Origin of the sequence: Nocardiopsis lambiniae, assembly GCF_031845465.1 — a bacterium.
Classification (GTDB): domain Bacteria; phylum Actinomycetota; class Actinomycetes; order Streptosporangiales; family Streptosporangiaceae; genus Nocardiopsis; species Nocardiopsis lambiniae.
Window position 1 is genome coordinate 45,379 of the sequence record NZ_JAVREP010000004.1, and the last position, 23,264, is coordinate 68,642.

20 protein-coding genes are annotated in these 23,264 nt (G+C 72.3%); 5 read left to right on the forward strand and 15 right to left on the reverse strand.

Annotated elements, in window-relative coordinates:
- Positions 1-5: 5 nt before the first annotated feature.
- The 7 genes from RM479_RS07890 to RM479_RS07920 all read right to left on the reverse strand — a co-directional run bounded on the left by RM479_RS07890 (position 6) and on the right by RM479_RS07920 (position 6,275).
- Positions 6-476 (reverse strand): DUF6917 domain-containing protein, encoded by a 471-nt coding sequence (locus tag RM479_RS07890; protein WP_311511063.1) that lies wholly within the window; start codon positions 474-476, stop codon positions 6-8.
- A complete protein-coding gene (locus tag RM479_RS07895) occupies positions 473-1,393 on the reverse strand; it encodes a Gfo/Idh/MocA family protein (RefSeq protein WP_311511064.1) in 921 nt (306 codons plus the stop codon). The genes RM479_RS07890 and RM479_RS07895 overlap by 4 nt, the downstream gene beginning before the upstream one ends.
- Complete coding sequence (locus RM479_RS07900) at positions 1,390-2,547, reverse strand: Ldh family oxidoreductase (protein ID WP_311511065.1); 1,158 nt, start codon at positions 2,545-2,547, stop codon at positions 1,390-1,392. Before RM479_RS07900 ends, RM479_RS07895 begins: the two co-directional genes overlap by 4 nt.
- Positions 2,544-3,824 carry a M20/M25/M40 family metallo-hydrolase gene (locus RM479_RS07905; protein ID WP_311511066.1) on the reverse strand — a complete coding sequence of 427 codons (1,281 nt, stop codon included), beginning with the start codon at positions 3,822-3,824 and terminating at the stop codon, positions 2,544-2,546. Before RM479_RS07905 ends, RM479_RS07900 begins: the two co-directional genes overlap by 4 nt.
- The gene (locus RM479_RS07910; protein ID WP_311511067.1) at positions 3,821-4,720 is read right to left on the reverse strand and encodes a sugar phosphate isomerase/epimerase family protein; all 900 of its coding nucleotides are present in this window, start codon (positions 4,718-4,720) and stop codon (positions 3,821-3,823) included. The genes RM479_RS07905 and RM479_RS07910 overlap by 4 nt, the downstream gene beginning before the upstream one ends.
- Positions 4,692-5,738, reverse strand: coding sequence for a Gfo/Idh/MocA family oxidoreductase (locus RM479_RS07915; protein WP_311511068.1), 1,047 nt, complete (start codon positions 5,736-5,738; stop codon positions 4,692-4,694). Before RM479_RS07915 ends, RM479_RS07910 begins: the two co-directional genes overlap by 29 nt.
- Before the next feature lie 228 nt (positions 5,739-5,966).
- Positions 5,967-6,275 carry a hypothetical protein gene (locus RM479_RS07920; protein ID WP_311511069.1) on the reverse strand — a complete coding sequence of 103 codons (309 nt, stop codon included), beginning with the start codon at positions 6,273-6,275 and terminating at the stop codon, positions 5,967-5,969.
- A 958-nt stretch (positions 6,276-7,233) separates the two neighbouring features.
- On the opposite strand from RM479_RS07920, the gene ctaD reads away from it, so the two are divergent.
- Together ctaD and RM479_RS07930 are read left to right on the forward strand one after the other, a co-directional pair.
- Positions 7,234-8,916, forward strand: coding sequence for an aa3-type cytochrome oxidase subunit I (ctaD, locus tag RM479_RS07925; protein WP_311511070.1), 1,683 nt, complete (start codon positions 7,234-7,236; stop codon positions 8,914-8,916).
- The gene (locus RM479_RS07930; protein ID WP_311511071.1) at positions 8,913-9,272 is read left to right on the forward strand and encodes a hypothetical protein; all 360 of its coding nucleotides are present in this window, start codon (positions 8,913-8,915) and stop codon (positions 9,270-9,272) included. The genes ctaD and RM479_RS07930 overlap by 4 nt, the downstream gene beginning before the upstream one ends.
- A gap of 123 nt (positions 9,273-9,395) precedes the next feature.
- On the opposite strand, the gene RM479_RS07935 is transcribed toward RM479_RS07930, so the two are convergent.
- Positions 9,396-9,956, reverse strand: coding sequence for a hypothetical protein (locus RM479_RS07935; protein WP_311511072.1), 561 nt, complete (start codon positions 9,954-9,956; stop codon positions 9,396-9,398).
- Between the two features lie 77 nt (positions 9,957-10,033).
- Complete coding sequence (locus RM479_RS07940) at positions 10,034-10,678, reverse strand: VOC family protein (protein WP_311511073.1); 645 nt, start codon at positions 10,676-10,678, stop codon at positions 10,034-10,036.
- 247 nt (positions 10,679-10,925) lie between these two features.
- Here RM479_RS07940 and RM479_RS07945 point away from each other — a divergent pair, with 247 nt between their 5' ends.
- The 3 genes from RM479_RS07945 to RM479_RS07955 all read left to right on the forward strand — a co-directional run bounded on the left by RM479_RS07945 (position 10,926) and on the right by RM479_RS07955 (position 17,322).
- Positions 10,926-11,846, forward strand: coding sequence for a ketopantoate reductase family protein (locus tag RM479_RS07945; protein WP_311511074.1), 921 nt, complete (start codon positions 10,926-10,928; stop codon positions 11,844-11,846).
- 260 nt (positions 11,847-12,106) lie between these two features.
- The gene (locus RM479_RS07950) at positions 12,107-15,481 is read left to right on the forward strand and encodes a pyruvate carboxylase (RefSeq protein WP_311511294.1); all 3,375 of its coding nucleotides are present in this window, start codon (positions 12,107-12,109) and stop codon (positions 15,479-15,481) included.
- Positions 15,482-15,777: 296 nt separating this feature from the next.
- Entirely contained in the window at positions 15,778-17,322 is a 1,545-nt protein-coding gene (locus RM479_RS07955; protein WP_311511075.1) for an APC family permease, read from the forward strand.
- 120 nt (positions 17,323-17,442) lie between these two features.
- On the opposite strand, the gene RM479_RS07960 is transcribed toward RM479_RS07955, so the two are convergent.
- The 6 genes from RM479_RS07960 to RM479_RS07985 all read right to left on the reverse strand — a co-directional run bounded on the left by RM479_RS07960 (position 17,443) and on the right by RM479_RS07985 (position 23,159).
- Entirely contained in the window at positions 17,443-18,897 is a 1,455-nt protein-coding gene (locus tag RM479_RS07960) for a PepSY-associated TM helix domain-containing protein (protein ID WP_311511076.1), read from the reverse strand.
- A gap of 116 nt (positions 18,898-19,013) precedes the next feature.
- Entirely contained in the window at positions 19,014-19,583 is a 570-nt protein-coding gene (locus tag RM479_RS07965) for a hypothetical protein (RefSeq protein WP_311511077.1), read from the reverse strand.
- A 108-nt stretch (positions 19,584-19,691) separates the two neighbouring features.
- Positions 19,692-20,711 (reverse strand): pyridoxal-phosphate dependent enzyme, encoded by a 1,020-nt coding sequence (locus RM479_RS07970; RefSeq protein WP_311511078.1) that lies wholly within the window; start codon positions 20,709-20,711, stop codon positions 19,692-19,694.
- Complete coding sequence (locus tag RM479_RS07975) at positions 20,669-21,631, reverse strand: GHMP family kinase ATP-binding protein (protein ID WP_311511079.1); 963 nt, start codon at positions 21,629-21,631, stop codon at positions 20,669-20,671. Before RM479_RS07975 ends, RM479_RS07970 begins: the two co-directional genes overlap by 43 nt.
- Positions 21,628-22,437, reverse strand: coding sequence for a Rossmann-like domain-containing protein (locus RM479_RS07980; RefSeq protein WP_311511080.1), 810 nt, complete (start codon positions 22,435-22,437; stop codon positions 21,628-21,630). Before RM479_RS07980 ends, RM479_RS07975 begins: the two co-directional genes overlap by 4 nt.
- Positions 22,434-23,159: a methyltransferase gene (locus tag RM479_RS07985; protein ID WP_311511081.1), complete on the reverse strand. Its 726-nt coding sequence runs from the start codon at positions 23,157-23,159 to the stop codon at positions 22,434-22,436. Before RM479_RS07985 ends, RM479_RS07980 begins: the two co-directional genes overlap by 4 nt.
- Positions 23,160-23,264: the final 105 nt, after the last annotated feature.

Consider the following 23,264-nt stretch of genomic DNA (forward strand, 5'->3'; position numbering starts at 1 on the left):
TAAATTTACATCGGACATTCTTGTGCATTGCCGCTCAACGGTGCCCGGAAAATTTCCTCCGCTGCCCGGGGGACGCCCTGCCGGAACACCACCGGCTCCTCCGGGGACAGTCCCAGATCGCGTCCGGTCGGCATCGGATCGGTGTGGATCAGCACGTTGTAGTGGTTGGGCGTGTGGCAGGCGTCGAACCCCAGCACCACACCCACCCGACGCGACCCGATCCACACCTCGTCGCCCCGGTCCACGACCCCCGCCGCGGTGATCTCGGCGAAGCCCAGGAACCCCACCCGGTCGATCCGGGAGCCCTCGGCGGTCTCGGTGTGGTCGGTGGCGACCAGTTCGTGCACCTCACCCGCACGCACGCACCGGCTCGCGAACGGCTCCAGCCGCATCCCCCGTTCGGCCCTGCGGTGCACCAGCACCTTGACCAGGCTCCCGGTCACGTCCCGTTTGGGACCGTCCTCGTGCGGGTTCACCGTCCCACCCTCTCCTCACGCACCGCCGCGCGGTAGACGTCGCCGACCAGGCGCAGCGCCGACACCCCCGCCCCGTCCTCGATCGGCCCTCGGCGTGTCCGCCGCGCGAAGTCGGCCGCGACGCCCTCGTACTCGTGCCACAGCGACTCCTTGAAGGCGGGCCGCCCGGCCAGCAGGTCGGCCGTCCACACGCCTCCGTCGGCCGTGCGCACCTCCACGTCCTTGCGCTCACCCGGATGGGACCAGTCCAGGACCACCCGGGCCCGGCCCGCCCCGGCGGTCAACGCGATGTCCGCCCGGCGGTCCACGCCCGCGTCGTCGTACCCCACCCGTGCCCCGGCGACCTCGCTCCGGCCCAGCAGCGTCTCCACCAGGTCGAAGGCGTTGGGCCCGTTGTCGGCCACGCACCCGCCCCCGGACCGCGCCGGGTCCAGGTACCAGGTGTCGTCACCCGCGTGCTCCTCGATCCGCTCCGCGTAGCGCACGGTCACCTCCGTCACCGCACGGTCGCCGATCCGCCCCCGCAACGCCGCGAACTCCGAGTTGTACCGGCGGTGGAAGGCCGTGAACAACGGCACCCCGCGCTCCCGGGCCAGGGCGGCCAGCGCCTCCCCCTCCGCCAAGTCCAAGGCCAGCGGCTTCTCCACGCACACCGCCGCCCCGGCGGCGATGGCGTCCGCGCAGATCCGGGCGTGCGCGTCGTTGGGGGCGGTGACCACGACCGCGTCCAGGTCGGCCTCCGCCAGCATCCGGCGGTGATCGGTGTGGCCGACCGCGCCGGGCGGAGGATCCGCGATCCGGCCCGGGTCCAGGTCGCACACCGCCACCGTCTCCCAGTCCGGGGACGCCGCCAGCGCCGCCAGATGGAATCGGGAGATCACTCCCAGGCCGACCACTCCCACGCGCAACGGGTTCATCGTTCCCCCCTCAGGGTCACGGGGGCGGGGATCCCCGCCCGTTCGGCCACCTCCACCAGTTCCGCGTAGAGGTCGACGGTCAGCGGCACCCCCCGGGCGCGGCGCTCCGACGCCAGGTGGTGCTCGTGCCAGCCGGGATAGCGCACGGGGTGCCCCGGGTCGACGGGCGGGCAGTCCGTCAGGACGCCGAACAGCTCCTCGGCGTCGGCCTCCGCCCCGTCGCGCAACGCCCCGGGGGCGATGGCCAGCATCAGGAATCCGATGTCGTCGTCGCGCCCGGTGGGTCGCCCGTCCCCGGCCAGGGCGTCCGGGTGGGGGCCCCGGCCGGAACCGGAGACGACGGCGGACAACACCTCCACCAGCAACCCGAGCCCGAACCCCTTGAAGCGGCCCACCTCGCCGCCGAGCCACATCAGGTGCGCCCGACCGGCGTCGAACGCGGACGGGTCGGTGACCGGGGTCCCGTGGTCGTCGCGCAGCAGCCCCTCCGGCACCGGCCGCCCCTCCCGGGCGGCCTGCCGGATCCGCCCGGTGGGCGCGGCCGTGGTGCTCATGTCCAGCAGGAACGGCGGCAGCGCCCCGGCGGGGGCGGCGGCGCTGAGCGGATTGGTGCCCAGTACGGTCACGGCGCCGCCCGGCGGCCGGGCGATGCGCTGGCCACCGCAGTTGCTCGCGACCAGGCCGATCATGCCGCGTTCGACCGCGCGCAGCGCGTGGTACCCGGCGCAGCCCAGGTGGGTGGCGTCGCGCACCGAGACCAGTCCGACCCCGTGGCGTTCGGCCCGTTCGGCGGCCAGGCCCATCGCCTCCGACGCGGACCACAGTCCGAGGGAGCGGCGGGCGTCGAGCAGTACGGCGGCGCCCAGGTCCGCGATGATCCGGGGTTCGGCGCGGGGGTCGGCGCGGCCCTCGTCGAGTAGGGGCAGGTAGAGGCGGGCCAGGTTGGCGACGCCGTGGGAGTCCATCCCGGTCAGATCGCCGTGGCACAGGGCGCGCGCCGCCTCGGCCGCGCGCTCCGGGGGCAGCCCCCGGCCCGTGAAGACCTCCGTGAGGAAGGAGAGCAGGACGTCGTGGTCGACCGGGACGGTCTCCCGTGTCGGGACCGGGGTCGCTTCCGGCGTCGGCGGAGGGGGTGCGGAGGGAAGGGCTGTCACTGGTGACCGTTCGTCTCGTCGGTGAAGGAGGTCAGGAGGCGGGCCACCGTGTCGGCGAACCCGTCGAGGTCGGACAGGCGGGCGCGCTCGTCGTCGCCGTGCGCGCCGTCGGCGGCCAGGTCCCCCGGGCCCAGCACGACCGTGCAGGTGTCGGGGATCCCCGCCATCCAGATGGCGTCGCAGGTGAAGGCGGGCTCGTCGGCGGGCCAGTCGGGCACACCGGCCCGGCGCAGCAGGTCGTGGCCCCACCGGTCCCGGTCGTCCAGGACCGGCAATCCCCGTTTGGGCCAGTCCAGGCGGGTGAGGCGGCGGGCGTCGGTCGCGGTCCGGGCGAACAGTGCGGTGTCGGCGAAGGAGTCGGCGAACTCGGTCAGGGCGGTGTCGAGCGCGCCGGTGACCGCCGCCTCCAGGGTCCGACCCGAACCGGCGTCGGCGTAGGACAGGTTGAGCAGCAGGTCGCCGGTGCCGTACACCCGGTTGTGCAGGGTGCCGGTGTGCAGTCCCGCCACGCACACCGCCCCGTCGCGGGCGTGTCCGTCCAGGGCGCGGCCCATCCGCTGGGCGAGGAACCCCAGCAGGACGGAGGCGTTGTGTCCGGCGTGGGGGCGATCGTCGATGGCGTCGTCCCCCCGTACCGAGACCCGGGCGGTCATCGACGCGGTGCAGCGGGTGAGGAAGCGCCCCGACGTGGGTTCGCAGAACACGTTGAGACGGCCGATGTGACCGCGTTCGACCAGGGGGCGGGTGCCCAGCACGCCCATGGCGCCGCCCTCCTCCCCCGCGACCGCCTGGACGATCACCGCGCTGTCGCGGCCCAGGGAGGTCGAGCGTTCCCGGGCGGAGCGCACTGCGGCCAGCAGTGCCACCGCCGACCCCTTGGCGTCGATGGCACCCCGACCGTGGAAGACCTCGCCGTCGAAGGAGACCGGCGGACCGCCGGCGACGGTGTCCAGGTGCACGTTGAACATCACGGTGCGCTCGTGCGGGACGGTGTCGGGGCCCAGCCGCAGGACCAGGCTGGGCTGGCAGGTCAGGAAGTCGGGGTCGGCGGCGGCGGCGCGCACCGTCGCGGGCACCCCGGGCGCCGCCAGGTCGGCCGGCTCGGCCGGGGCGTGGCGCACCACCCGGAAGCCGATCCGTTCGGCGGCGTGGGCGTAGTCGCGCTGGGCCTCCCACAACCGGGGCGGCGGGCCGGCCTCGCCGACCTCCAAGGGACCTGCGGTGGGGGTGGCCAGCAGGCGCAGCAGGAGGGAACGGTCCTCGTCGGTGAGCGTCATCGGACCGCCTCGGCGTCCGTGCGGGTGTGCCGGACCCGGCGCACCAGTTCCTCCAGGACCCGTCCGTACTCCACGAACGCGGCCCGGTCGCCCCGGCCGGGGTCGCCGCCAGCGGCCCGCAGGTGGGGGCGCAGGTGCAGGTGGGGCTCGATGGACAGGACCCCCCGGTAGCCGTGGTCGGCCAGGACGCGCAGGCACTCCTCCACTCCGGCCCCGCCCTCGCCGGGCGGCACGTAGGCGGTGTCGCCGTCGGCGGTGCGGACGGCGTCCTTCACGTGGACGTGGGTCACGTACTCCACGAGCGGACGCAGCATCACGGCCGCGTCGTAGCCGTGGGCGACCCCGTTGCCGACGTCGAACAGGATCCGCAGCGCCGGGCTGTCGACGTGGGCGATCAGGTCCAGGGCACGGTCGGCGCGCTCTCCCGCCCAGCCGGCGCAGTTCTCGTGCGCCAGGACCAGACCGGCGTCCTCGGCCCGCCGGGCCAGTTCGCCCACCCGGGCGCGGACCGTGCGCCCCCATGCGGGTTCGGTCAGGCCGCCGGAGGGATAGGACATGATCCGCACCGTGCGCACGCCCAGGACGGCGCAGCGTCGGGCCAGCACGTCGAGTTCGGCCAGGTCGACGGTGAAGTCGCCGGTGGCGGGTCGGGACCAGTCACCGATCTTGGCGGCGACGGCGACGACCTCCACACCGGACGCGCGGATCTCCTCGACCGCCCGCGCGAAGGCGGTTTCGGACAGGTCGGCCATCGGTGTTCCGTCCAGGGTGCGCAGCTCCAGCCGGTTCCAGCCCAGTTCGCGCACGGCGGCGAGCTGGTCGGGCAACGCGGGGGCGGCCTCGTCGCCGATCCCGGCCAGGACCGGTTCAGGCTCCGACGACGCTGTCCACCTCACCGGCCACCTCCCGTCGCTCGCTGTACGCGGGGTAAGGGTCCGGGGAGCACAGCCTCTTGGCCTCGACCAGCAGACGGACCGCCTCCACGTGAACGGGCAGGTCGCCGCGGTCGCGTTCGCCCCACGGGCGCGAGTAGCGGGTGTAACAGGAGCGCAGGAAGGCGGTGAGGGCGTCGTCGGGGAAGACCGAGCGGGTGGCCTCCCGCCCGGGGAGGGCCACCGACAGTTGCGCGGTGTGGTCGGTCTCGCTGCACGGATAGTGGCCGGTCAGGACGGCCTCGTCGAACTCCAGCACGATGCGCCTCTCGCGCAGTGGGGCGGTCAGGTCGGATTCGAGACGGGTCAGCACCCCGGTGTGGTGGACCAGGTCCATGCGGGCCCCGCCCAGCCCGGGCAGGCGGGTCCCGTCGAGGACCATGTCGTCCAGTTCGGCGGCGGCGACGTCGGCCCCGCCCGCCAGGGTGACGACCACGGCCAGGGCGTGGGGGACCTCGATGTCGAAGGCGGTGGGGTGTCCCGGGGACTCCAGGGTGCGGGTGAACCGGGGTTTGTGCTGGAGCACCGTGGCCGCGCGCAGGGAGCCGAAGGCGCCGGAGCGTCGGACCGCCAGGAGTCGGGCGCTCAGGGTGCTGGCCGACCAGGGGGTGGCGACGGTGAGGTCCAGACCCCAGCGGCGGCGCAGCCGGGCGATCGCGGCCAGTTCCATCAGGTCCAGGGCCAGCGGTTTCTCGACGATGATCCTCCGGTAGCCGAGGCCGGCCAGCCGTTCCAACGCCCGTGCCCTCAGATGCGGTGGCGTGCACAGGTGGACCACGGTGTCCCGGGGCGGTCGACGGCGGGCGGCGTCCTCCAGGGAGGCGACCTTCCGGATCCCGTCGACCTCGCCCACCCGAGGGTCGTGTCCCATCACCGGACCGGCGGCGAAGAGGCCGGGGGCCGCCGCCCGCACTTTGGCGAGCGACGGCGCGTGCAGTCCTCGTCCCGATCTCCCCAAGCCCACGATGAGGGTGTGCAGCATGAAGGGAGGACACCTTTCCGTTCACCGTCCCCGTCGTTCCGCACCTTTTCAGGTGTGCGGAACCATCGAACGGAAACCCAGCTTGGGCCATCCGGAAAAAGACGTCAACGAGGGGAACCGGTCCTCATGCCCCAAACCCCGGGAACCCGATTCCTCAACCGACAAGGAAGAATATGACATAAAGGGTGATCGACCGATGGCGGCTTTCGCCCTTTTCGTCCTTCCGGGTCAGTCCACCGAGAAGCTGAACAGACCGCTGGGCGGGGCGTGCCACCCGCGCTCGGGCTCCACCGTCACCCCGGGGCCGGAGCACCAGGGGCCGGCGTGGATGCGCACGTCCGTGTCGGTCAGGTTGACCAGCACGTGCGCGGTGGCGGGGAGTCGCACGCAACCGCCCGAGGCGGGGTCGGCGTAGCGCACGACGTCCTCGAACTCGGTCGTGAAGACCACGACCTCACCGGTCGCGGCGTGCGCGGGGACGACGCCCAGGAGCAGACTTCCCAGAGCCAGGGCGACCACGGTGAACGAAGACCTCATTCCACCGTCCTTTCTCACTGTGTAAGCGTTTCACGGTGATGATCCCCTCCCATGCCAATGACACGGAGGATCACCGCGGCGATCTTCTCCGAAACCATGTCCCGCCGCAACAGGAACAGCGGATGACTTATTTTCGGACCCTCCGACGACTCCGAATAAAACTCACATCACGAAATTCACAAAAAGCCATATTCCACCTTTTGCTCGCTCGCGCGTTCGGCGGAGCCCCACCGGGTGGCGAGGGGGCCGTCCCGGGCGTACCGCTCCGGGTCCGCTCCGCCGGGCGCCGTGAACGCGGGTGACACGAAGCGACGCGGACGGCACGGTTTCGGAGCGGTGGGACCGGCGCACGGCGGCGACCCGCCCCGCGCGTCCTCCACCGCGCGTACGGCACGCTCCGACGCTTTCGCGCTCGGCGGATTCGCGCCGGGAGAAGAACGGCTCCGGAGCCGTCACTGGGCCGGTGTGGCGCACCGTCCGCGCGAGACCGCCGAAAAGCACGGTGCCCCCGCGGAGGACCCGAACGGATTTCCATGAGACCCGACCGGACCGTTTTCCACGATCCGGGGCAATTCTTCGCACAGACCCTCGGACGTCCGCCGCTTTTCACCGGGAGCACTGAAGAAATCCGGATCCGGGCGTGATCGCCGGACACGTCCCGCGCCGTGATGACCGCAGGTCAGCACCGGATGACGAGGTGCGGGCGACGAGAACGCCGAGGAGCGTCCGCACCGCCGGCGTCGAGACGATACCGGCCCCGCGGATCACGGCATATCACTTCCGATTTCTCGGGTGATCATACGGAAGGAAAACGACGATCACACCGCGCGCCGTTCACCGTTCCCCAGGAATGCAACTAGTGTGTTCACCGCCCGCGCGAAATAAACCGCAAAAATATCAACATATATGACTCATGGGCCGAGTAAAACTTATGTCCATTTATTCCGGTGGTGACCAGATGGCAGAGACATCCACGACACGGAGCCCGGCGGACGTCCGGGAGGAGGACCGCGGCAAGGGCTCGAAGATCGTCAGCTGGCTGACGTCGACCGACCACAAGGTCATCGGGTACATGTACCTGATCACCTCGTTCGCGTTCTTCCTCTTCGGCGGCGTCCTGGCGGGCCTGATCCGGATCGAACTGTTCTCACCGGGCATGCAGGTCATGTCCAACGAGCAGTTCAACCAGATGTTCACGATGCACGGCACGATCATGCTGCTGATGTTCGCGACCCCGCTGTTCGTCGGGTTCTCCAACGTCATCATGCCGTTGCAGATCGGCGCCCCCGACGTGGCCTTCCCCCGGATGAACCTGTTCAGTTACTACCTGTTCCTGTTCGGCAGCCTCATCGCCATCAGCGGGTTCCTGACCCCGGGCGGCGCGGCCAGCTTCGGCTGGTTCGCCTACACGCCGCTGTCCGACGCGGTCCGCTCCCCCGGTGTGGGCGGCGACCTGTGGATCCTGGGCCTGGCCGTCTCCGGTCTGGGCACCATCCTGGGCGCGGTCAACTTCATCACCACCGGGCTGTGCATGCGCGCGCCCGGCATGACGATGTTCCGCATGCCGATCTTCACCTGGAACACCCTGCTCACCAGCGTGCTGGTGCTCATCGCGTTCCCGGTGCTGACCGCGGCCCTGATCGCCCTGGGCGCCGACCGCATGCTCGGCACGCAGGTGTACAACGCCGAGCACGGCGGTGCCATCCTGTGGCAGCACCTGTTCTGGTTCTTCGGACACCCCGAGGTGTACATCATCGCCCTGCCGTTCTTCGGCGTGATCACGGAGATCCTCCCGGTGTTCAGTCGCAAGCCGATCTTCGGTTACAAGGGCCTCGTGGCCGCGACGATCGCCATCACGGGCCTGTCCGTCACCGTGTGGGCCCACCACATGTTCCCGACGGGCGCGGTCCTGCTGCCGTTCTTCTCGTTCATGTCCTTCCTCATCGCGGTGCCGACCGGTGTGAAGTTCTTCAACTGGATCGGCACGATGTGGCGCGGTCAGCTCACCTTCGAGACGCCGATGCTGTACTCGGTCGGTTTCCTCACCACGTTCCTCTTCGGCGGGCTCACCGGTGTGCTGCTGGCCTCCCCGCCGATCGACTTCCACGTCACCGACTCCTACTTCGTGGTGGCGCACTTCCACTACGTCGTGTTCGGCACCGTGGTGTTCGCGATGTTCGCGGGCTTCTACTTCTGGTGGCCCAAGTTCACCGGCACGATGCTCAACGAGCCGCTCGGCAAGGTGCAGTTCTGGCTGCTGTTCCTCGGCTTCCACGGCACGTTCCTGGTCCACCACTGGTTGGGGGCGGCGGGCTTCCCGCGCCGCTACGCCGACTACCTGCCGGGTGACGGCTTCACCGAGCTGAACCGGATCTCCTCCGTCTTCACCCTCGTGCTGACGGTGTCCATCCTCATCTTCTTCTGGAACGTCTTCCACACGGCGAGGAGGGCGCCCAAGGTCGAGGGCGACGACCCGTGGGGCTACGGCTGCTCGTTGGAGTGGGCGACCTCCTGCCCGCCGCCCCGGCACAACTTCACGTCGCTGCCGCGGATCCGGTCCGAGCGTCCGGCGTTCGACCTCAACCACCCGCACGCCACGATGGGCGGCGCGCCCCGGCAGGACGGTGAGGAGGAGTCGTGAGCGATCGTCCCGAAGAACCGCGCACGCCGCTCATGGAGGGGCGGGTCATCACGGTGTGCTCGGTCCTGGCGACCCTGGTCACCCTGCTGATGTTGTGGACGTGGACGGACGCGGTCCCGTTCGCCGTGATGGCGGTCTGCCTTGTGGCCGCTACGGGCGCCCTGGGATTCCTGCACCGACGATCGGGGGCGGCCGAGTTGGTCGGCGGTCCCTTCGACGGCGCCCGGGTCGGCCCGGCCCGGGTGGCGGAGTGCCGCCGTCGGGGGGAGCTCATCCTGCCCGCACGGGAGGGGACCGTCCGTTACAGCCCGGACGGGTCGGGGCGTCTGGTGCACGTTCCCGGACCCGGCGCCTGACCCCGGGTCGTGGGGGGAGGGGAGCGAGGCCACCCTCCCCCCGCGACCCGGTCCGCACACGGCCGGGAACGCGCCGACCGGGCGGGCTCCCGGACCGTGAACACCGTGGTCGCGACGGGGCCGTCAGGGCACCAACCCGTGCAGGGGCAGGGCGGTGTCCAGGACGTAGGACACGACCGAGCCCGGTCCGGCCAGGACCCGGTGGTCCTCCCCGTCCGTGTCGGAGTACCGCCCCAGGTCGATCCACCGCACGTCGTCCCCGGCGGGCGTTCCGCCCCAGGGCAGCAGGGCGACCGCCCGAGCGTCCTCGGGCAAGTCGTCGTGGAACGACACCGGTGCCACCACGGTCTCCGCCAACGGGAGCGGCGACATGAGCTGATGGCGCAACAGCGTCCGGTCGCCCTCGAAGGTCCGGACGACCTCCCCCGTCGCGTCCGTGCGCAGCACCGGCGACGGTTCCTCCTCCCCCGGATCGCGCAGGACCACCGCCCCGGCGGTGTCGACCGCCCACAGCCGGTCGCCGCTCTCCAAGGGCTCTCCCGGGAGGTCGGGCAACAGGGGCAGAGGCTCCCCCGTCTCCAGCTCGAACACCGCCCCCAGGTCCGTGACCACCGGATCGGCGGCCTCGCGCGCCGGCTCCCCTCCGATCAGGGGCGGCTGCCCGTCGTACCTACCTCGGGGCACCCCTGCCCTGTCCCGATTCCTCCGGCAGGAAGGCAGGCTAGACCGCCCGTGGACGCGGGTTCACACCGGGTCGCGGTTCAGCGCAGGACGACCTCGCCCTTCGGGCCGTGCAGGACCGCCTCCAGCAACGGTTCCGGGCCCTCGACCAGGTCCAGCTCCACGCCCAGCGCCGACAGGGACCGCCCGGCCTCCTCCGGGTCGGGGTGTTCGGCGCGCACCGACACGAGTTCCAGCGTGGGCAGGTCGCCCAGCCCCGGCTGCGGGGTGGCTCCCCAGTCGATGAGGAACGGCACCGGATCCGGGTACTGCCCGCTCTCCTTCTTCGCCAGTGACCAGCGCAGTCTTCCCCCGTCCGGGGTGGCCCGCGACCACGGCTCGGCGTCCCCCGGGTCGTGCCCCGCCGCGCGGGCCCGTTTCACCGCCCCCGGCAGGTCCGTCACGCCCACGGCGAAGGTGGCCAGGTGCGGCCGGTCCAGCGACGACAGCCCGAACACCCGGACCGGTCCGGGGTCGGCGCGCTCCGGGTCGGGCCCGATGACCTCCAGGTAGCGCGGCGCCCGCGCCCCGTCACGGGTGAGCGCCACCAGGGTGTTGGCGCTGCCCACCGGGTGCCGCCCGCCCGGGACCGGGCGCACCCCCGTCAACTCCTCGAACCCGGTCGTGCCCTCGGCCAGGTCGGGGACCGCGTACACCAGGTGGTCGAGCGCCGCTGGGAATCCCATCCACTCCTCCTCGTCGTCGGATCGCACGAAACTCCCCCCAAGGAGAGCATGATCCGGTCATCCGGCCTAAGGAACACGCACCGTCGATCATGTCGGCGCGCGCCTTGCCGGAGATTTTGTCGAGGCGCGGCGCACCCTTCGCCACGCACCCCTCCCCAAAGGTCCGACCACCCGATGGGTCTTGCCACCCGCCGCCCCGTGGCCCTACGTTGTTCGACGATCGACGTACGGGCCGGGTGGGGGCGACATGAGAATCCTTGTGGTGGGGGCCGGAGCGGTCGGCGGGTACTTCGGGGCCCGCCTGGTCCAGGCCGGGCGGGAGGTCGACTTCCTCGTCCGGCCCGCCCGCGCCGAACTGCTGCGCCGGAACGGCCTGCGGGTGCGCGACGTGGACGGCGCCGTCGAGACGGTCCCCGTCACCGCCGTCACCGCCGACGCCCTGTCCCCCGGTTACGACCTGGTCGTCCTGGCCGTGAAGTCCTACGGGTTCGACTCCGCCGTCAAGGACATCACCCCGGCCGTGGGCCCGAACACCGTCGTCCTGCCCTTCCTCAACGGCATGCGGCACATCGACGCCCTCACCGACCGGTTCGGCGCCGACCGCGTCTACGGCGGCGTCGCCATGGTGATGACCCGGCTGGGCGAGGACGGCGAGATCGTCGAGGTCGGCACGATGGCCCGGCTCGTCTACGGCCCCCTCACCGAGACCCCCGTCATCCCCCCGGCCGACGTGCACGCCGCCCTGGACACCGGGACCTTCTCGGCGACCGCCGTCGAGGACGCGACGCGGGAGCTGTGGGACAAGTGGGTGTTCCTGGCGACCATGGGCGCGTGCAACTGCCTGATGCGCGCTCCCATCGGCCGCGTCAACTCCGCCGAGGGCGGCCGGGAGTTCACCCGGGCGGTGTTCGAGGAGGCCGCCGCCGTCGCCGCGGCCTCGGGTCACCCGCTGCGCCCCGAGACGCGCGAGCGCGCCGACGCCATGGTCGGTGACACCACCGCGAGCACCACCACCTCCCTGTACTGGGACCTCACCCGGGGCAATCCGGTGGAGGCCGACCACATCGTGGGCGACCTGGTGGCGCGCGGCCGATCCCTCGGCGTCCCCACGCCCCTGTTCGCCCTGGCCGATCTGCACCTGCGGGTGTACGAGGCCGGACGCGCCTGAACCGATCCGGTCGGCGGCGCGGGGTCCGAGGACCGGGCCGGGTCCGTCCGACCTCCCGGACGGGGAGGGCACGGGGAACGCGTGGCGCACACCCGTTCCCGGCAACACCGGGGCCGGTCCCCGACCCGGGGGCCGGCGCTGGTTATGGTGCCCGTACCGACGTGCGGGGCGTACACGCGCGAAGGGGGCGCGCCGTCAACGGGGACGGCGCCGGGCCCCTCGGCGCGACCTCCGCCGTTCCCACCGACCAGAAGGACACCATGTTCCGCACCGTGCTCGTGGCCAACCGTGGCGAGATCGCCATCCGGGCCCTGCGCGCCGCCTACGAACTGGGCGCCCGCACCATCGCGGTCTTCCCGCACGAGGACCGCAACTCGCTGCACCGTCTCAAGGCGGACGAGGCCTATCAGATCGGTGAACCCGGACATCCCGTCCGCGCCTACCTGTCCGTCGACGAGATCGTCCGGGCCGCCCGGGAGTCCGGCGCCGACGCCGTCTACCCCGGCTACGGGTTCCTGTCGGAGAACCCCGAACTGGCCCGCGCCTGTGAGCGGGCCGGGATCACGTTCGTCGGCCCGCCCGCCGACGTCCTGGAACTGACCGGCAACAAGGCCACCGCCGTGGCCGCCGCACGCGAGGCGGGCGTGCCGGTGCTGTCCTCCTCCGCGCCCTCCTCCGACGTCGACGCCCTTCTCGCGTCCGCGGACGACATCGGCTTCCCCCTGTTCGTCAAGGCCGTCGCCGGGGGCGGTGGCCGCGGCATGCGCCGCGTCGACCAGCCGGACCGGCTGCCCGAGGCGCTGGCCGCCGCCATGCGCGAGGCCGAGTCGGCGTTCGGCGACCCCACCGTCTTCCTGGAGAAGGCGGTCATCGACCCCCGCCACATCGAGGTGCAGATCCTCGCCGACGGCGAGGGGAACGTGGTGCACCTGTACGAACGCGACTGTTCGTTGCAGCGCCGCCACCAGAAGGTCATCGAGCTGGCCCCCGCGCCCAACCTGGACCCGGAGCTGCGCGCGCGGATCTGCGACGACGCGGTCCGCTTCGCCCGCCTCATCGGCTACCGCAACGCCGGGACCGTGGAGTTCCTGGTGGGCGCCGACGGCTCCCACGTGTTCATCGAGATGAACCCGCGCATCCAGGTCGAGCACACCGTGACCGAAGAGGTCACCGACATCGACCTGGTCCAGTCCCAGATGCGCATCGCCTCCGGTGAGACCCTCGCCGACCTGGGCATCTCCCAGGAGACCGTCACCGTGCACGGCGCCGCCCTGCAATGCCGCATCACCACCGAGGATCCCGCCAACGGGTTCCGCCCCGACACCGGCATCATCAGCGCCTACCGGTCCCCTGGCGGTTCGGGCATCCGCCTGGACGGCGGCACGGCGGCGGCCGGCACCGAGATCAGCCCCCACTTCGACTCGTTGCTGGTCAAGCTGACCTGCCGGGGTCGGGACCTGACCACCGCCGTCAACCGGGCCCGTCGCGCGGTGGCGGAGTTCCGCATCCGCAGCGTCGCCACCAACATCCCGTTCCTCCAGGCGGTGCTGGAGGACCCCGACTTCCAGGCGGGTCGGGTCACGACCTCGTTCATCGAGCAGCGCCCCCACCTGTTGACGGCGCGCCCCTCCGCCGACCGGGGCACCCGCCTGCTCACCTACCTGGCCGACGTCACCGTCAACAAGCCGCACGGCGAACGCCCCCACCTGATCGAACCGGCCGTCAAGCTGCCCGAGCTCCCGGCCGGGTCGCCCCCGCCGGGATCGCGTCAGCGGCTGGCCGACCTGGGCCCGGAGGGGTTCGCGCGGTGGCTGCGCGAGTCCCCGAACCTGGGGGTCACCGACACCACCTTCCGTGACGCCCACCAGTCGCTGTTGGCCACCCGGGTGCGCACCAAGGACCTGTTGGCCGTCGCGCCCACGGTCGCGCGCACCCTGCCCGGTCTGCTGTCCCTGGAGGCCTGGGGCGGGGCCACCTACGACGTGGCGCTGAGGTTCCTGGCCGAGGACCCGTGGGAGCGACTGGCCGCCCTGCGCGAGGCGGTCCCCAACATCTGCCTCCAGATGCTGCTGCGCGGTCGCAACACCGTCGGCTACACGCCCTATCCCACGGAGGTCACCTCGGCGTTCGTGGAGGAGGCCGCCGCGACGGGGATCGACATCTTCCGGATCTTCGACGCGCTCAACGACGTCGAGCAGATGCGCCCGGCCATCGAGGCGGTACGCGCCACCGGCACCTCCATCGCCGAGGTCGCCCTGTGCTACACCGGCGACCTGTCCGACCCGGCCGAGGAGCTCTACACCCTCGACTACTACATGCGCCTGGCCCAGAAGATCGTGGACGCCGGCGCGCACGTCATCGCCGTCAAGGACATGGCCGGTCTGCTGCGCGCCCCGGCCGCCGCCACCCTGGTGTCGGCGCTGCGCCGCGAGTTCGACCTGCCGGTGCACATCCACACCCACGACACCGCCGGTGGCCAGTTGGCCACCTACCTGGCGGCGGTCGGGGCCGGGGCCGACGCCGTGGACGGCGCGGTGGCGTCCATGGCCGGGACCACCTCCCAGCCGTCGCTGTCGGCGATCATCGCCGCCTTCGACCACACCGAGCGCACCACCGGCCTGGACCTGGGGGCCGCCAACGACCTGGAGCCGTACTGGGAGGCGGTGCGGCGCGTCTACGCCCCGTTCGAGGCGGGTCTGTCCTCGCCCACGGGGCGGGTGTACCGGCACGAGATCCCCGGTGGTCAGCTGTCCAACCTGCGCACCCAGGCGATCGCGCTCGGGTTGGGCGACCACTTCGAGGACATCGAGGCGATGTACGCCGCCGCGGACCGGATGCTGGGCCGGCTGGTGAAGGTGACCCCGTCCTCCAAGGTCGTGGGCGACCTGGCGTTGCACCTGGTCGGCGCGGGGGTCTCCCCGGCCGACTTCGAGGCCGACCCCGACCGGTTCGACATCCCGGACTCGGTGGTGGGCTTCCTGCACGGTGAGCTGGGGGTCCCGCCGGGCGGGTGGCCCGAGCCGTTCCGCACCCGCGCCCTGCGGGGGCGTCCGGCCGCACGGCCGGTGGTGGAGCTGACCGAGGAGCAGCGCGAGGGGTTGGCCAAGGAGCGGCGGACCACGTTGAACCGTCTGCTGTTCCCCGCGCCCACGGAGGAGTTCCAGAAGCACCGGTCGGCCTACGGGGACACCAGCGTGGTCTCCAGCGCCGACTTCTTCTACGGGCTGCGCGCCGGCAGGGAGTGCACCGTGGACCTGGACCCGGGTGTGCGGCTGCTCATCGAACTGGAGGCGGTGGGCGAGCCCGACGAGCGCGGTGTGCGCACCGTGCTGGCCCGGCTCAACGACCAGTTGCGGCCGTTGCAGATCCAGGACCGGTCGTCGGCGTCGACGGTGCGCGAGGCCGAGAAGGCCGACAAGAACGCGCCCGGGCACGTGGCGGCGCCGTTCGCCGGTGTGGTGACGCTGGTGGTGGGGGCCGGGGAGTCGGTCGAGGCCGGTGCCACGGTCGCCACGATCGAGGCGATGAAGATGGAGGCGGCGATCACCGCACCCGTCGCGGGCACGGTGTCGCGGGTGGCGGTCGACCGCGTCCAGCGCGTGGACGGCGGTGACCTGCTGGTCGTCCTGGAGTGACGTCCCGTTCGTGGTGACGCCCCCGCCGTTGCCCGGCGGGGGCGTTCGCGTTCCAGCGGCCCGGGGGAGGTGTCGGCGCGCGGGTGTGCTCAGGATGCGAAGGTGCCGTCCGGCCCCGCCCGGGGAGGGTGCGCGAGCACCGATCCCCAACCTGACGGAACCTCCTCACCAGACAACTGAATCCGTTGTCTTAATGTAAGAGTACAACGATCTCGACAGATTTAGGCAAAGTCCCATCAGATTTCAGTTGCTTAAACCTTGACTCGCAACGGTATCAGCATCTTCAATTGGGCACCATGCGTGAGACACATCACCCCCACCACTCCGGCTCGGGCGTCGGCGCCAAAGGGCTGGCCCGCGACCGTGTGGGCGTTCTTTCCGGTGCCCTGATCGGCGTCTCGACCGTGGCGCCCGCCTACACGCTCACCGCCACCATCGGCCTCATCGCGGCCTCCGTCGGCCTGAAGATGCCCGCCATCTTCATCGCCGGATGCGTACCGATGTTCCTCACCGCCTACGCCTACCGGGAACTCAACAACGCCGTGCCCGACTGCGGGGCGTCGTTCACCTGGTCGGCCCGCGCCTTCGGCCCCTACGTCGGCTGGATGTGCGGCTGGGGCATGGTGGCGGCCACCATCATCGTGCTCTCCAGTCTGGCGTCGGTGGCCGTGGAGTTCGGCTACCTCTTCCTGGGACGACTGTTCGGGGACCCGGCCATCACGGCCCTGGCCGCCGACAGGTTCGTCAACGTCCTCTCCACCGTCGCGCTCATCGCCCTGGCCACCGCCGTCGGATACCGGGGCGTCACCGTCACCCAGCGGCTCCAGGCGGTGCTGGTGATCTTCCAGCTCACCGTGCTCGCCCTGTTCGTCGTGGCCGCGTTCGTCCAGATCTCCACCGGCCGCGCCGCCGACGCGGTCCCCTTCGACCCCGACTGGTTCAACCCGTTCACCGGGCTCACCACGGTGGCGTTCGTCGCCGGTGTCACCGGATCGATCTTCGCGTTCTGGGGCTGGGACACCTGCCTGACCCTCAACGAGGAGAGCCGCGACCCCGAACGCACCCCGGGCCGGGCCGGCCTGCTGTGCGTGGCCGCGATCCTGCTCACCTACCTGCTGGTCACCGTCGCCGCGATGATGTACGCCGGGGTCGGCGAGACCGGGCTGGGCCTGAGCAACCCCGACACCGCGGACAACGTGTTCGCGGCCCTGGCCGGACCGGTCCTGGGCGGTCCGGGCGGCATGCTGCTGTTCCTGGCGGTGGTGGCCTCCAGCGTCGCCAGCCTCCAGACCACGCTCCTGCCGGCGGCGCGCACCATGTTGTCGATGGGCTCCCACGGGGCGTTCCCCCGTTCCCTGGCCGACACCCACCCGCGCTACCACGTGCCCTCCCGGGCGGTGGTCGTCGCGGGGGCGACCACCGCCGCCTTCTACACGGTGACGATGTACCTGAGCGAGCGGGTGCTCTACGACATGGTGGCCTCGCTGGGCATCCTGATCTGCTTCTACTACGGGATCACCGCGTTCGCCTGCGCGTGGTTCTTCCGCCGCTCGCGGCGCGGCGCCCGCGACCTCGTGTTCCGGCTGCTCTTCCCCGTCCTCGGCGGCCTGATGCTGCTGGGCGTGTTCGGGGTGTCGGTGTACGACAGCATGGACCCGGCCTACGGCAGCGGCAGCTCCGTGGGCGGGGTGGGCCTGGTGTTCGTCATGGCCTGCGGCATCCTCGCGCTGGGCGCGGTGCTGATGGGCGTCATGCGGGTGCGGAACCCGGCGTTCTTCCGGGACGGCGTCACGCCCACCGCCCCGCCCCCGGAACCGGAGCGCGCCTCCGAGCCCGTCTGACCCCGTCCCTTCCCGGCGGTCCCACCGTCGACGACGGAGGGACCACGCGCCCCCGCCGTCGTCGACGGCGGGGGCGCACGACCGTTCCGGATCCCTCGCCCGTGGCACCGGGCGGGTGCCTCAGGTCGCGGCGGTCCCGCGGCGGGCTCGGGCGGCGAGCAGCAGGTCCACCAGGACGAACGCCGCCAGCGACACCGCGAAGACCGGGAGCAGCAGACCGACGGCGACCGCGATGGCGACCACCAGGGCCTTGCCCCACCACGGCAGCGCCGACCAGGCGCCCCGGGCGACGGGGCGGCCCACCGTCCACGCCCCGGCCCGGGTGGGCCTGCGCAGCCACCACATCCGGTAGCCCCACGCCACCAGGGCGAGCACCCCCAGGGCGACCACGGTCAGCAGCACCTGGTTGGCGACCCCGAAGAGCAGCCCCATGTGGAAGGCGATCCCCCACGTGGTCAGCTTGGCCGGGAGCGGGTGATCGGCGAACCGCAGCTCCTCCACCACCTCGCCGGTGACGGAGTCCACCGCCACCGCGTCCTTGCGGGTGGGCCACCGGTCACCGGTCTCGCGCACCGTGTACGCGGCGCCCTCTTCCACCGGAAGGGTCACCTCCACCGACCCGGACAGCCCGGCGTCCCGGGCGGAGGCCAGCGCCGCGTCCACGTCCACCGCCGACGCGCCGTGATCACCGTGCCCCGAGTGCTCCCCGTGACCGGTGTGACCCCCGTGGTCGGAGGGTGCGGGCGCCGACAGGGACGGGGTGCTCCAGCCCCAGGCCTGCCGCAGTTCCCCGATGTTCTCCCCCGCGAAACGGGACCAGGTCAGCCCGGTCGCCGCCAGCACCAGTACGCCGACCAGAGCCCACACGCCGACGGCGCCGTGCCAGGACAGGGTGCGGGCCCGGCCGGTGGCCGAGGTGTCAGGGAGCAGGACCCGCCGTACCGCGCGACGGCGCCGCCCGATCCACAGGGCGGTCCCGCCCAGGGCGATGACCCAGATCCAGGTGGCGGCCAGTTCGCTGTAGATCCGGCCGGTCTCCCCCAGGTGCAGGTTCCGGTGGAACGTGGCGACCCAGGACCGCACCGGCAGGGAACCGCTGCTCCCGTAGCTGGTGGTCTCGCCCAGCACCTCGCCGGTGTGCGGGTCGACGAAGACCGCCAGCCGGTGGCTCTCGGGCAGGCCGTCGGCGTCGGCCAGCACCCGTGTGGCGTCGCCGGGGTCGGCGGCGGGGCGCACGGCGAGCACGGTGGCGTCGGGCCGGGTCTCGGCGGCGGCCGTCACCTGGTCGGCCAGCGGCACCGTCCCCGCTCCGGCTTCGACGGTGAGGAGGTCGGCGTACACGACCTGTTCCAGTTGCGGGGTCCACACGTAGACGAGGCCGGTCAGGGCGGCCACGGCGATGAACGGGGCGACGAGCACCCCGGCGTAGAAGTGCAGGCGCAACAGCAACGGCCGGGTCGAGGCCCACGCGCCGCGGCGGGCGCCGTCGTCGTCGGACCCCGTCGGGGCGGGGTCAGGCGCGGGAACGGCGGGCGGGGGTGCGGGCACGGGTGTGGAGGTGTCGTCCTTGGACACGGTGGTGTTCCTTCTGATTCCGCGCGGCGAGGCCGCGAGCACGTCGAGGATCCGGTGCGGGGGTCACCGGTTCGAGGCCGGGCGCACGGGCGCACGGCCATCGGAGGGGCGTGGGATCAGAGGGAACGCGGAGGGCCGCGCCGCACGTGGACGTGGCGCAGCAGGAAGGGCCGGGGAGGACGTTCGTCGACGGCCGCGAAGCGCGTCCCGCCCGTGGGGAGGGCGGGCGCCGGCAGGGGCCGCACCACCACCAGAACCCCGGCCAGCAGGACGCCGACGAACCCGAGCAGGTCGAAGAACCCGCGTTCGCCCTGGCGCAGCCACCAGGCGCTCGCGCATCCGGCGGCGATGTGCGCCGCGATCATCGACGCGCTCAGCCCGCCGTCACCGAGGTCGGCGGTGCCGCCGTGCGTCGTGGCGTGTCCCGACCCCCGGGTGGTGAGGGTGAACAACAGGTGCAGGGCGCCCTGCCCCCACAGCATCCACCCGGTCAACGGGCCCAGCCGGCGTTCGGACCGGGCCCATGTCCGGGACGCGGCGAACAGCAGCAGGAACCCCGCCGCCAGCGCGACCGGTGGGATCACGTGGCCGGAGCTCAGCGCGTGGCCGCACGCCGAGACCCCGGTGCACACGCCGGCGAACACGGCGGCGCGCGCCGAGCGGGGCGGTGACGGGGTCCGTGGCACGGGGTCGACCTTAACGCCACCTCACGCGGCGTCGCCATCCCCCCACCGACGAACGGGACCCGCACTCGATGGGGCGCGGGTCCCGTGCCGCCCGGTCCGCTCCCCGGGTCAGTCCTCGACGTGGACGGCTCGGGCCGGGGCGGGGGCCCGCCCCCACTCCATGCGCGACCACGGGGGCACCAGGTCGTCGGGGTCGCCGATCGCCGTCGGCGCCAACGCGCCCATGTCCGGGGCCTCCTCGTGCCGGGCGAACACCGACTCCACGTACCGGTGTCCGGTGTCGGCCGCCACGAACACCACCCGCCGTTCCGGTGCCCGCCGCGCCTCCCACCGGGCCACCAGGTGGGCGGCCCCGCCGGACAGCCCGGCGAAGACCGCGTGCCGACGCAGCAGTTCCACGCTCCCGGCCAGGGCCGCGTCGAACCCGACCCAGTGGACGACGTCGTACAGGGTGTGGTCCACGTTGCCGAACGGGATGGAGCTGCCGATCCCGGCGATGATGATCTCCTTGTCGCGCACCGCCTCCCCGCCGAAGGTGACGCTGCCGAACGGCTGCACCCCCACCAGCGCGGTGTCCGGCGCCCGCTCGCGCAGGAACGTCGCGAGCGCCCCCGTGGAGGCCCCCGACCCGACCCCGCCGACCACGGTCAGCGGGGTCGGGTCGCATTCCTTGGCGATCTGGTCCGCGACCGCCCGGTACCCCAGGTAGTGCACCGAGTCGTGGTACTGGCGCATCCAGTGGTAGTCGGGGTGTTCGGTGAGCAGCTCGCGCACCCGGGCGACCCGGCGGCTCTGGTCGAACCGCAGATCGTCGGAGGGCGGCACCTGCTCCAACGTGGCACCCAGGATCTCCAATTGCACCCGGGTGGTCCGGTCGATGGTGGTGGATCCCACGATGTGGCAGCGCAGTCCGTACCGGTGGCAGGCCAGCGCCAACCCGTAGGCGTAGATGCCGCTGGAGCTGTCCATCAGGGTGTCGCCGGGACGCACGGTCCCGGTGTCGAGCAGGTGGCGCACCGCCGCGACGGCGGAGGCCACCTTCATGGACTCGAACCGCAGGCAGGCCAACCCGCCGCCGAGGTCGATCAGGTCCGGTCTGCCAAGGGTCTCGCACACGTGGTCGTCCACGTCGTCTCTCCATGGGTCGGATGGGGGGTGGAAAAGACCCGGGTGGGGGTGAGCCCTTCCCCGCGCAACCGTTCCAGGGCGCTGTCGATCCGGGCCCCCAGATCGTCGACGCGGGCGTCGAAGAGCACACCGGCGACGTTGCCGCTGTGCGCGACCTGGACGCCGACCGCCCCGCACAGGCGGGCGACGTCCTTGATCGTCCCCAGTTCGGGCTTGGGCAGAACCCGTTGGTTGAGGATCGCGCTCTCGGTACCGATCCGCCCCACCTCCGCGGCGTCCCCGACGGCGAGCGCGACGCGCAGGGCGGCGCGCAGGCGTTCGTGGACCGCGGCCTCGCGCCGGTCCACGCGGATCCGGAGCGCCAGTGTGTTCACCGGGGCCCCGCCGCCGGTGAGGCAGCCCACCACGACCATGGGCGGCAGCGGCGCCCCCAGGTCCTCCAGGACGCGCCCCTCGCGCTGGGCGAACAGCAGCGCACGCCCGCCCTCCCACATGATGGGGTCGCTGGCCCCCTCGGCGGCCACGGCGATCCGGGCGACGGTCGCGGGCGAGGGGTCCACTCCGAAACCGGCGCACACGGCGCGGATGGCGGCGGTGACGTCGCTGGTGGAGGAGCCCAGGCCGAGCCCGGTGGGGACACCGCCGCGCAGCCGCAGCGTCCCCCCGCAGACCGCCGCCCGACGGGTGGCGCATTCGGCGACGGCCAGCGCGGCGGCCCGGGCCGCCTTGGCCCGGCCCACCGGGTGGACGTCCACCCGGTGGGCCGGGGTGCCGGGAAGGGGGGTGAACACCGCCTCCGTGACGGGGGCGGCCATGGGCAGGGTGACCAGGCCCCGGCGGGGACGGCCCCGCCGGTCCAGGAACACGCCTTGGACGATCTCGCCGTGGTGACAGGCGGCGCGTCCGGTGCCGGTGATCACGAACCGGCCCCCACCCCGTCGGACCGGTACCGGTACAGGGCGGTGGGGACCGCGCTGAACTGGGAGAACGGGAAGGGTTCGGCCGACAGGGCGGTCACCCCCTCCCCCAGGAGGGCGCGGGCGACGGCCGCGCCGCTCTGGGCGTAGACCACCAGCGGGATGTCGCGTTCGCGGCACCGCTCCAGGATCGTGTCGAAGGTGCCGTTGCCCAGGGTCATGCCGGTGGCGACGATGGCGTCGGCCTCGTCCAGCACCTCCTCCATGGAGGAGCCCACCTCGTCGCCCCACTGGGTGCGGCGCAGGTTGAGGTCGCAGGGCAGGCACTCGCCGCCGCGTTCGCGGATGGCGGCGACCAGCGGGTTGACCACACCGATCAGCCCCACCCGGCGTCCGCGCGGGTCGGGCAGCAGGCCGGCGATGGCGGCGTCGCGGGCGACGGCGCGCCGTTCGGGCGTGCCCTCGGGCAGGGACACGGCCTCGGCGCGCGGGTCGCGGTGGTGAGGGAGTTCCGCGGCCAGGAGCGCGTCCAGGGCCGCCAGCCGCAGCGGCAGCGGCCGGTCCTCGGCGAGCAGCTCTCCCAGGGGCAGCCCGGAGGCCTCGGCGCACACCGACGGGTCGAGTTCGCCCTCTTCGAACGCGCAGGCGCCGAAGGCGGGGCCGACCCGCACCAGCACGTAGCGGTTGAGGTAGGTGACGTCGCCGCCGGCCAGGCGGGTGCCGTGGTGGGCCCAGAACACGCTGGTGGCCACGGGCAGCGGGGTCGGGGAGGCCTGGGCCGCCTCGAACAGTGCGTTCAGGCCCTTCACGCGGCGTCCTCTCGGGTCAGGCGGAACAGGTAGGTGAGCACGCCGTCCTCCCAGTCGTGGAGGTGGGCGACCTCGGCGTCGAAGCCGAGGTCGACGGCGCGACCGATGATGGTGCGCAGGTCGGCGGTGTTGGAGGCGATGAGGTGCGCCTCTCCGCCGGGGGCGAGCAGGCCGCGTTCGGCGATCTGGGTGAAGAAGAGGTCGGTGATGGGAGCGCCCTCGCACACGTTGCGCACGATGTCGGGATCGGCGCTCACCCGTTGGCTGACGGCGGGCGGGTTGAAGGTGATGACGTCGAACCGGGTGCCGTCGGGCACGGCGGAGAACATGTCCGAGACCTTCGCGGTGAGGACGGTCTCGGACGCGCCCTCGCCGACGATGGTCCGGTGGACGGCCTCGGTGGCCGCGACGCTGGCGGGGTGGACGTCCAGGGCGTGGACGGTGCGGGCGCCGCGCAGGGCGGCGACGGCGGCCTCCACGCCCAGTCCGCAGCCCATGGCGGCGTAGTGTCGGCCGCGCACGTCGATGACGTCGTCGAGGATGCGCTGGTGGATCATGCGGCTGGTCGCACCGGGTAGGAAGACACCGGGCGGGACGTCCAGGACCCAGCCGTTCCATGCGTAGCGGCGGTGGGTGGCGAGATCGACACGGGGGCGGTTGAGGTCGATGATCTGTTGGGCCGGAAGCGGGGGCGGCAGGGTGGCGATGAGCGAACGGTCCACTCGGTTCCTTTCGGGAAGGGGGGTGTCCTGAGCGGCACTATAGGTGAAATGAAAATCGTTGTCATCGGATTCGGCGAACACGGAACGTGATCCGTCCCGCACCCG

What these genes read in the sequence shown, in the direction of transcription:
- RM479_RS07950 (WP_311511294.1), top strand. Translation starts at nt 12,107, where the DNA reads ATGTTCCGCACCGTGCTCGTGGCCAACCGTGGCGAGATCGCCATCCGG.
- RM479_RS07945 (WP_311511074.1), top strand. Translation starts at nt 10,926, where the DNA reads ATGAGAATCCTTGTGGTGGGGGCCGGAGCGGTCGGCGGGTACTTCGGG.
- RM479_RS07920 (WP_311511069.1), bottom strand. Translation starts at nt 6,275, where the DNA reads ATGAGGTCTTCGTTCACCGTGGTCGCCCTGGCTCTGGGAAGTCTGCTC.
- RM479_RS07955 (WP_311511075.1), top strand. Translation starts at nt 15,778, where the DNA reads ATGCGTGAGACACATCACCCCCACCACTCCGGCTCGGGCGTCGGCGCC.
- RM479_RS07915 (WP_311511068.1), bottom strand. Translation starts at nt 5,738, where the DNA reads ATGCTGCACACCCTCATCGTGGGCTTGGGGAGATCGGGACGAGGACTG.
- RM479_RS07905 (WP_311511066.1), bottom strand. Translation starts at nt 3,824, where the DNA reads ATGACGCTCACCGACGAGGACCGTTCCCTCCTGCTGCGCCTGCTGGCC.
- ctaD (WP_311511070.1), top strand. Translation starts at nt 7,234, where the DNA reads ATGGCAGAGACATCCACGACACGGAGCCCGGCGGACGTCCGGGAGGAG.
- RM479_RS07940 (WP_311511073.1), bottom strand. Translation starts at nt 10,678, where the DNA reads ATGGGATTCCCAGCGGCGCTCGACCACCTGGTGTACGCGGTCCCCGAC.
- RM479_RS07895 (WP_311511064.1), bottom strand. Translation starts at nt 1,393, where the DNA reads ATGAACCCGTTGCGCGTGGGAGTGGTCGGCCTGGGAGTGATCTCCCGA.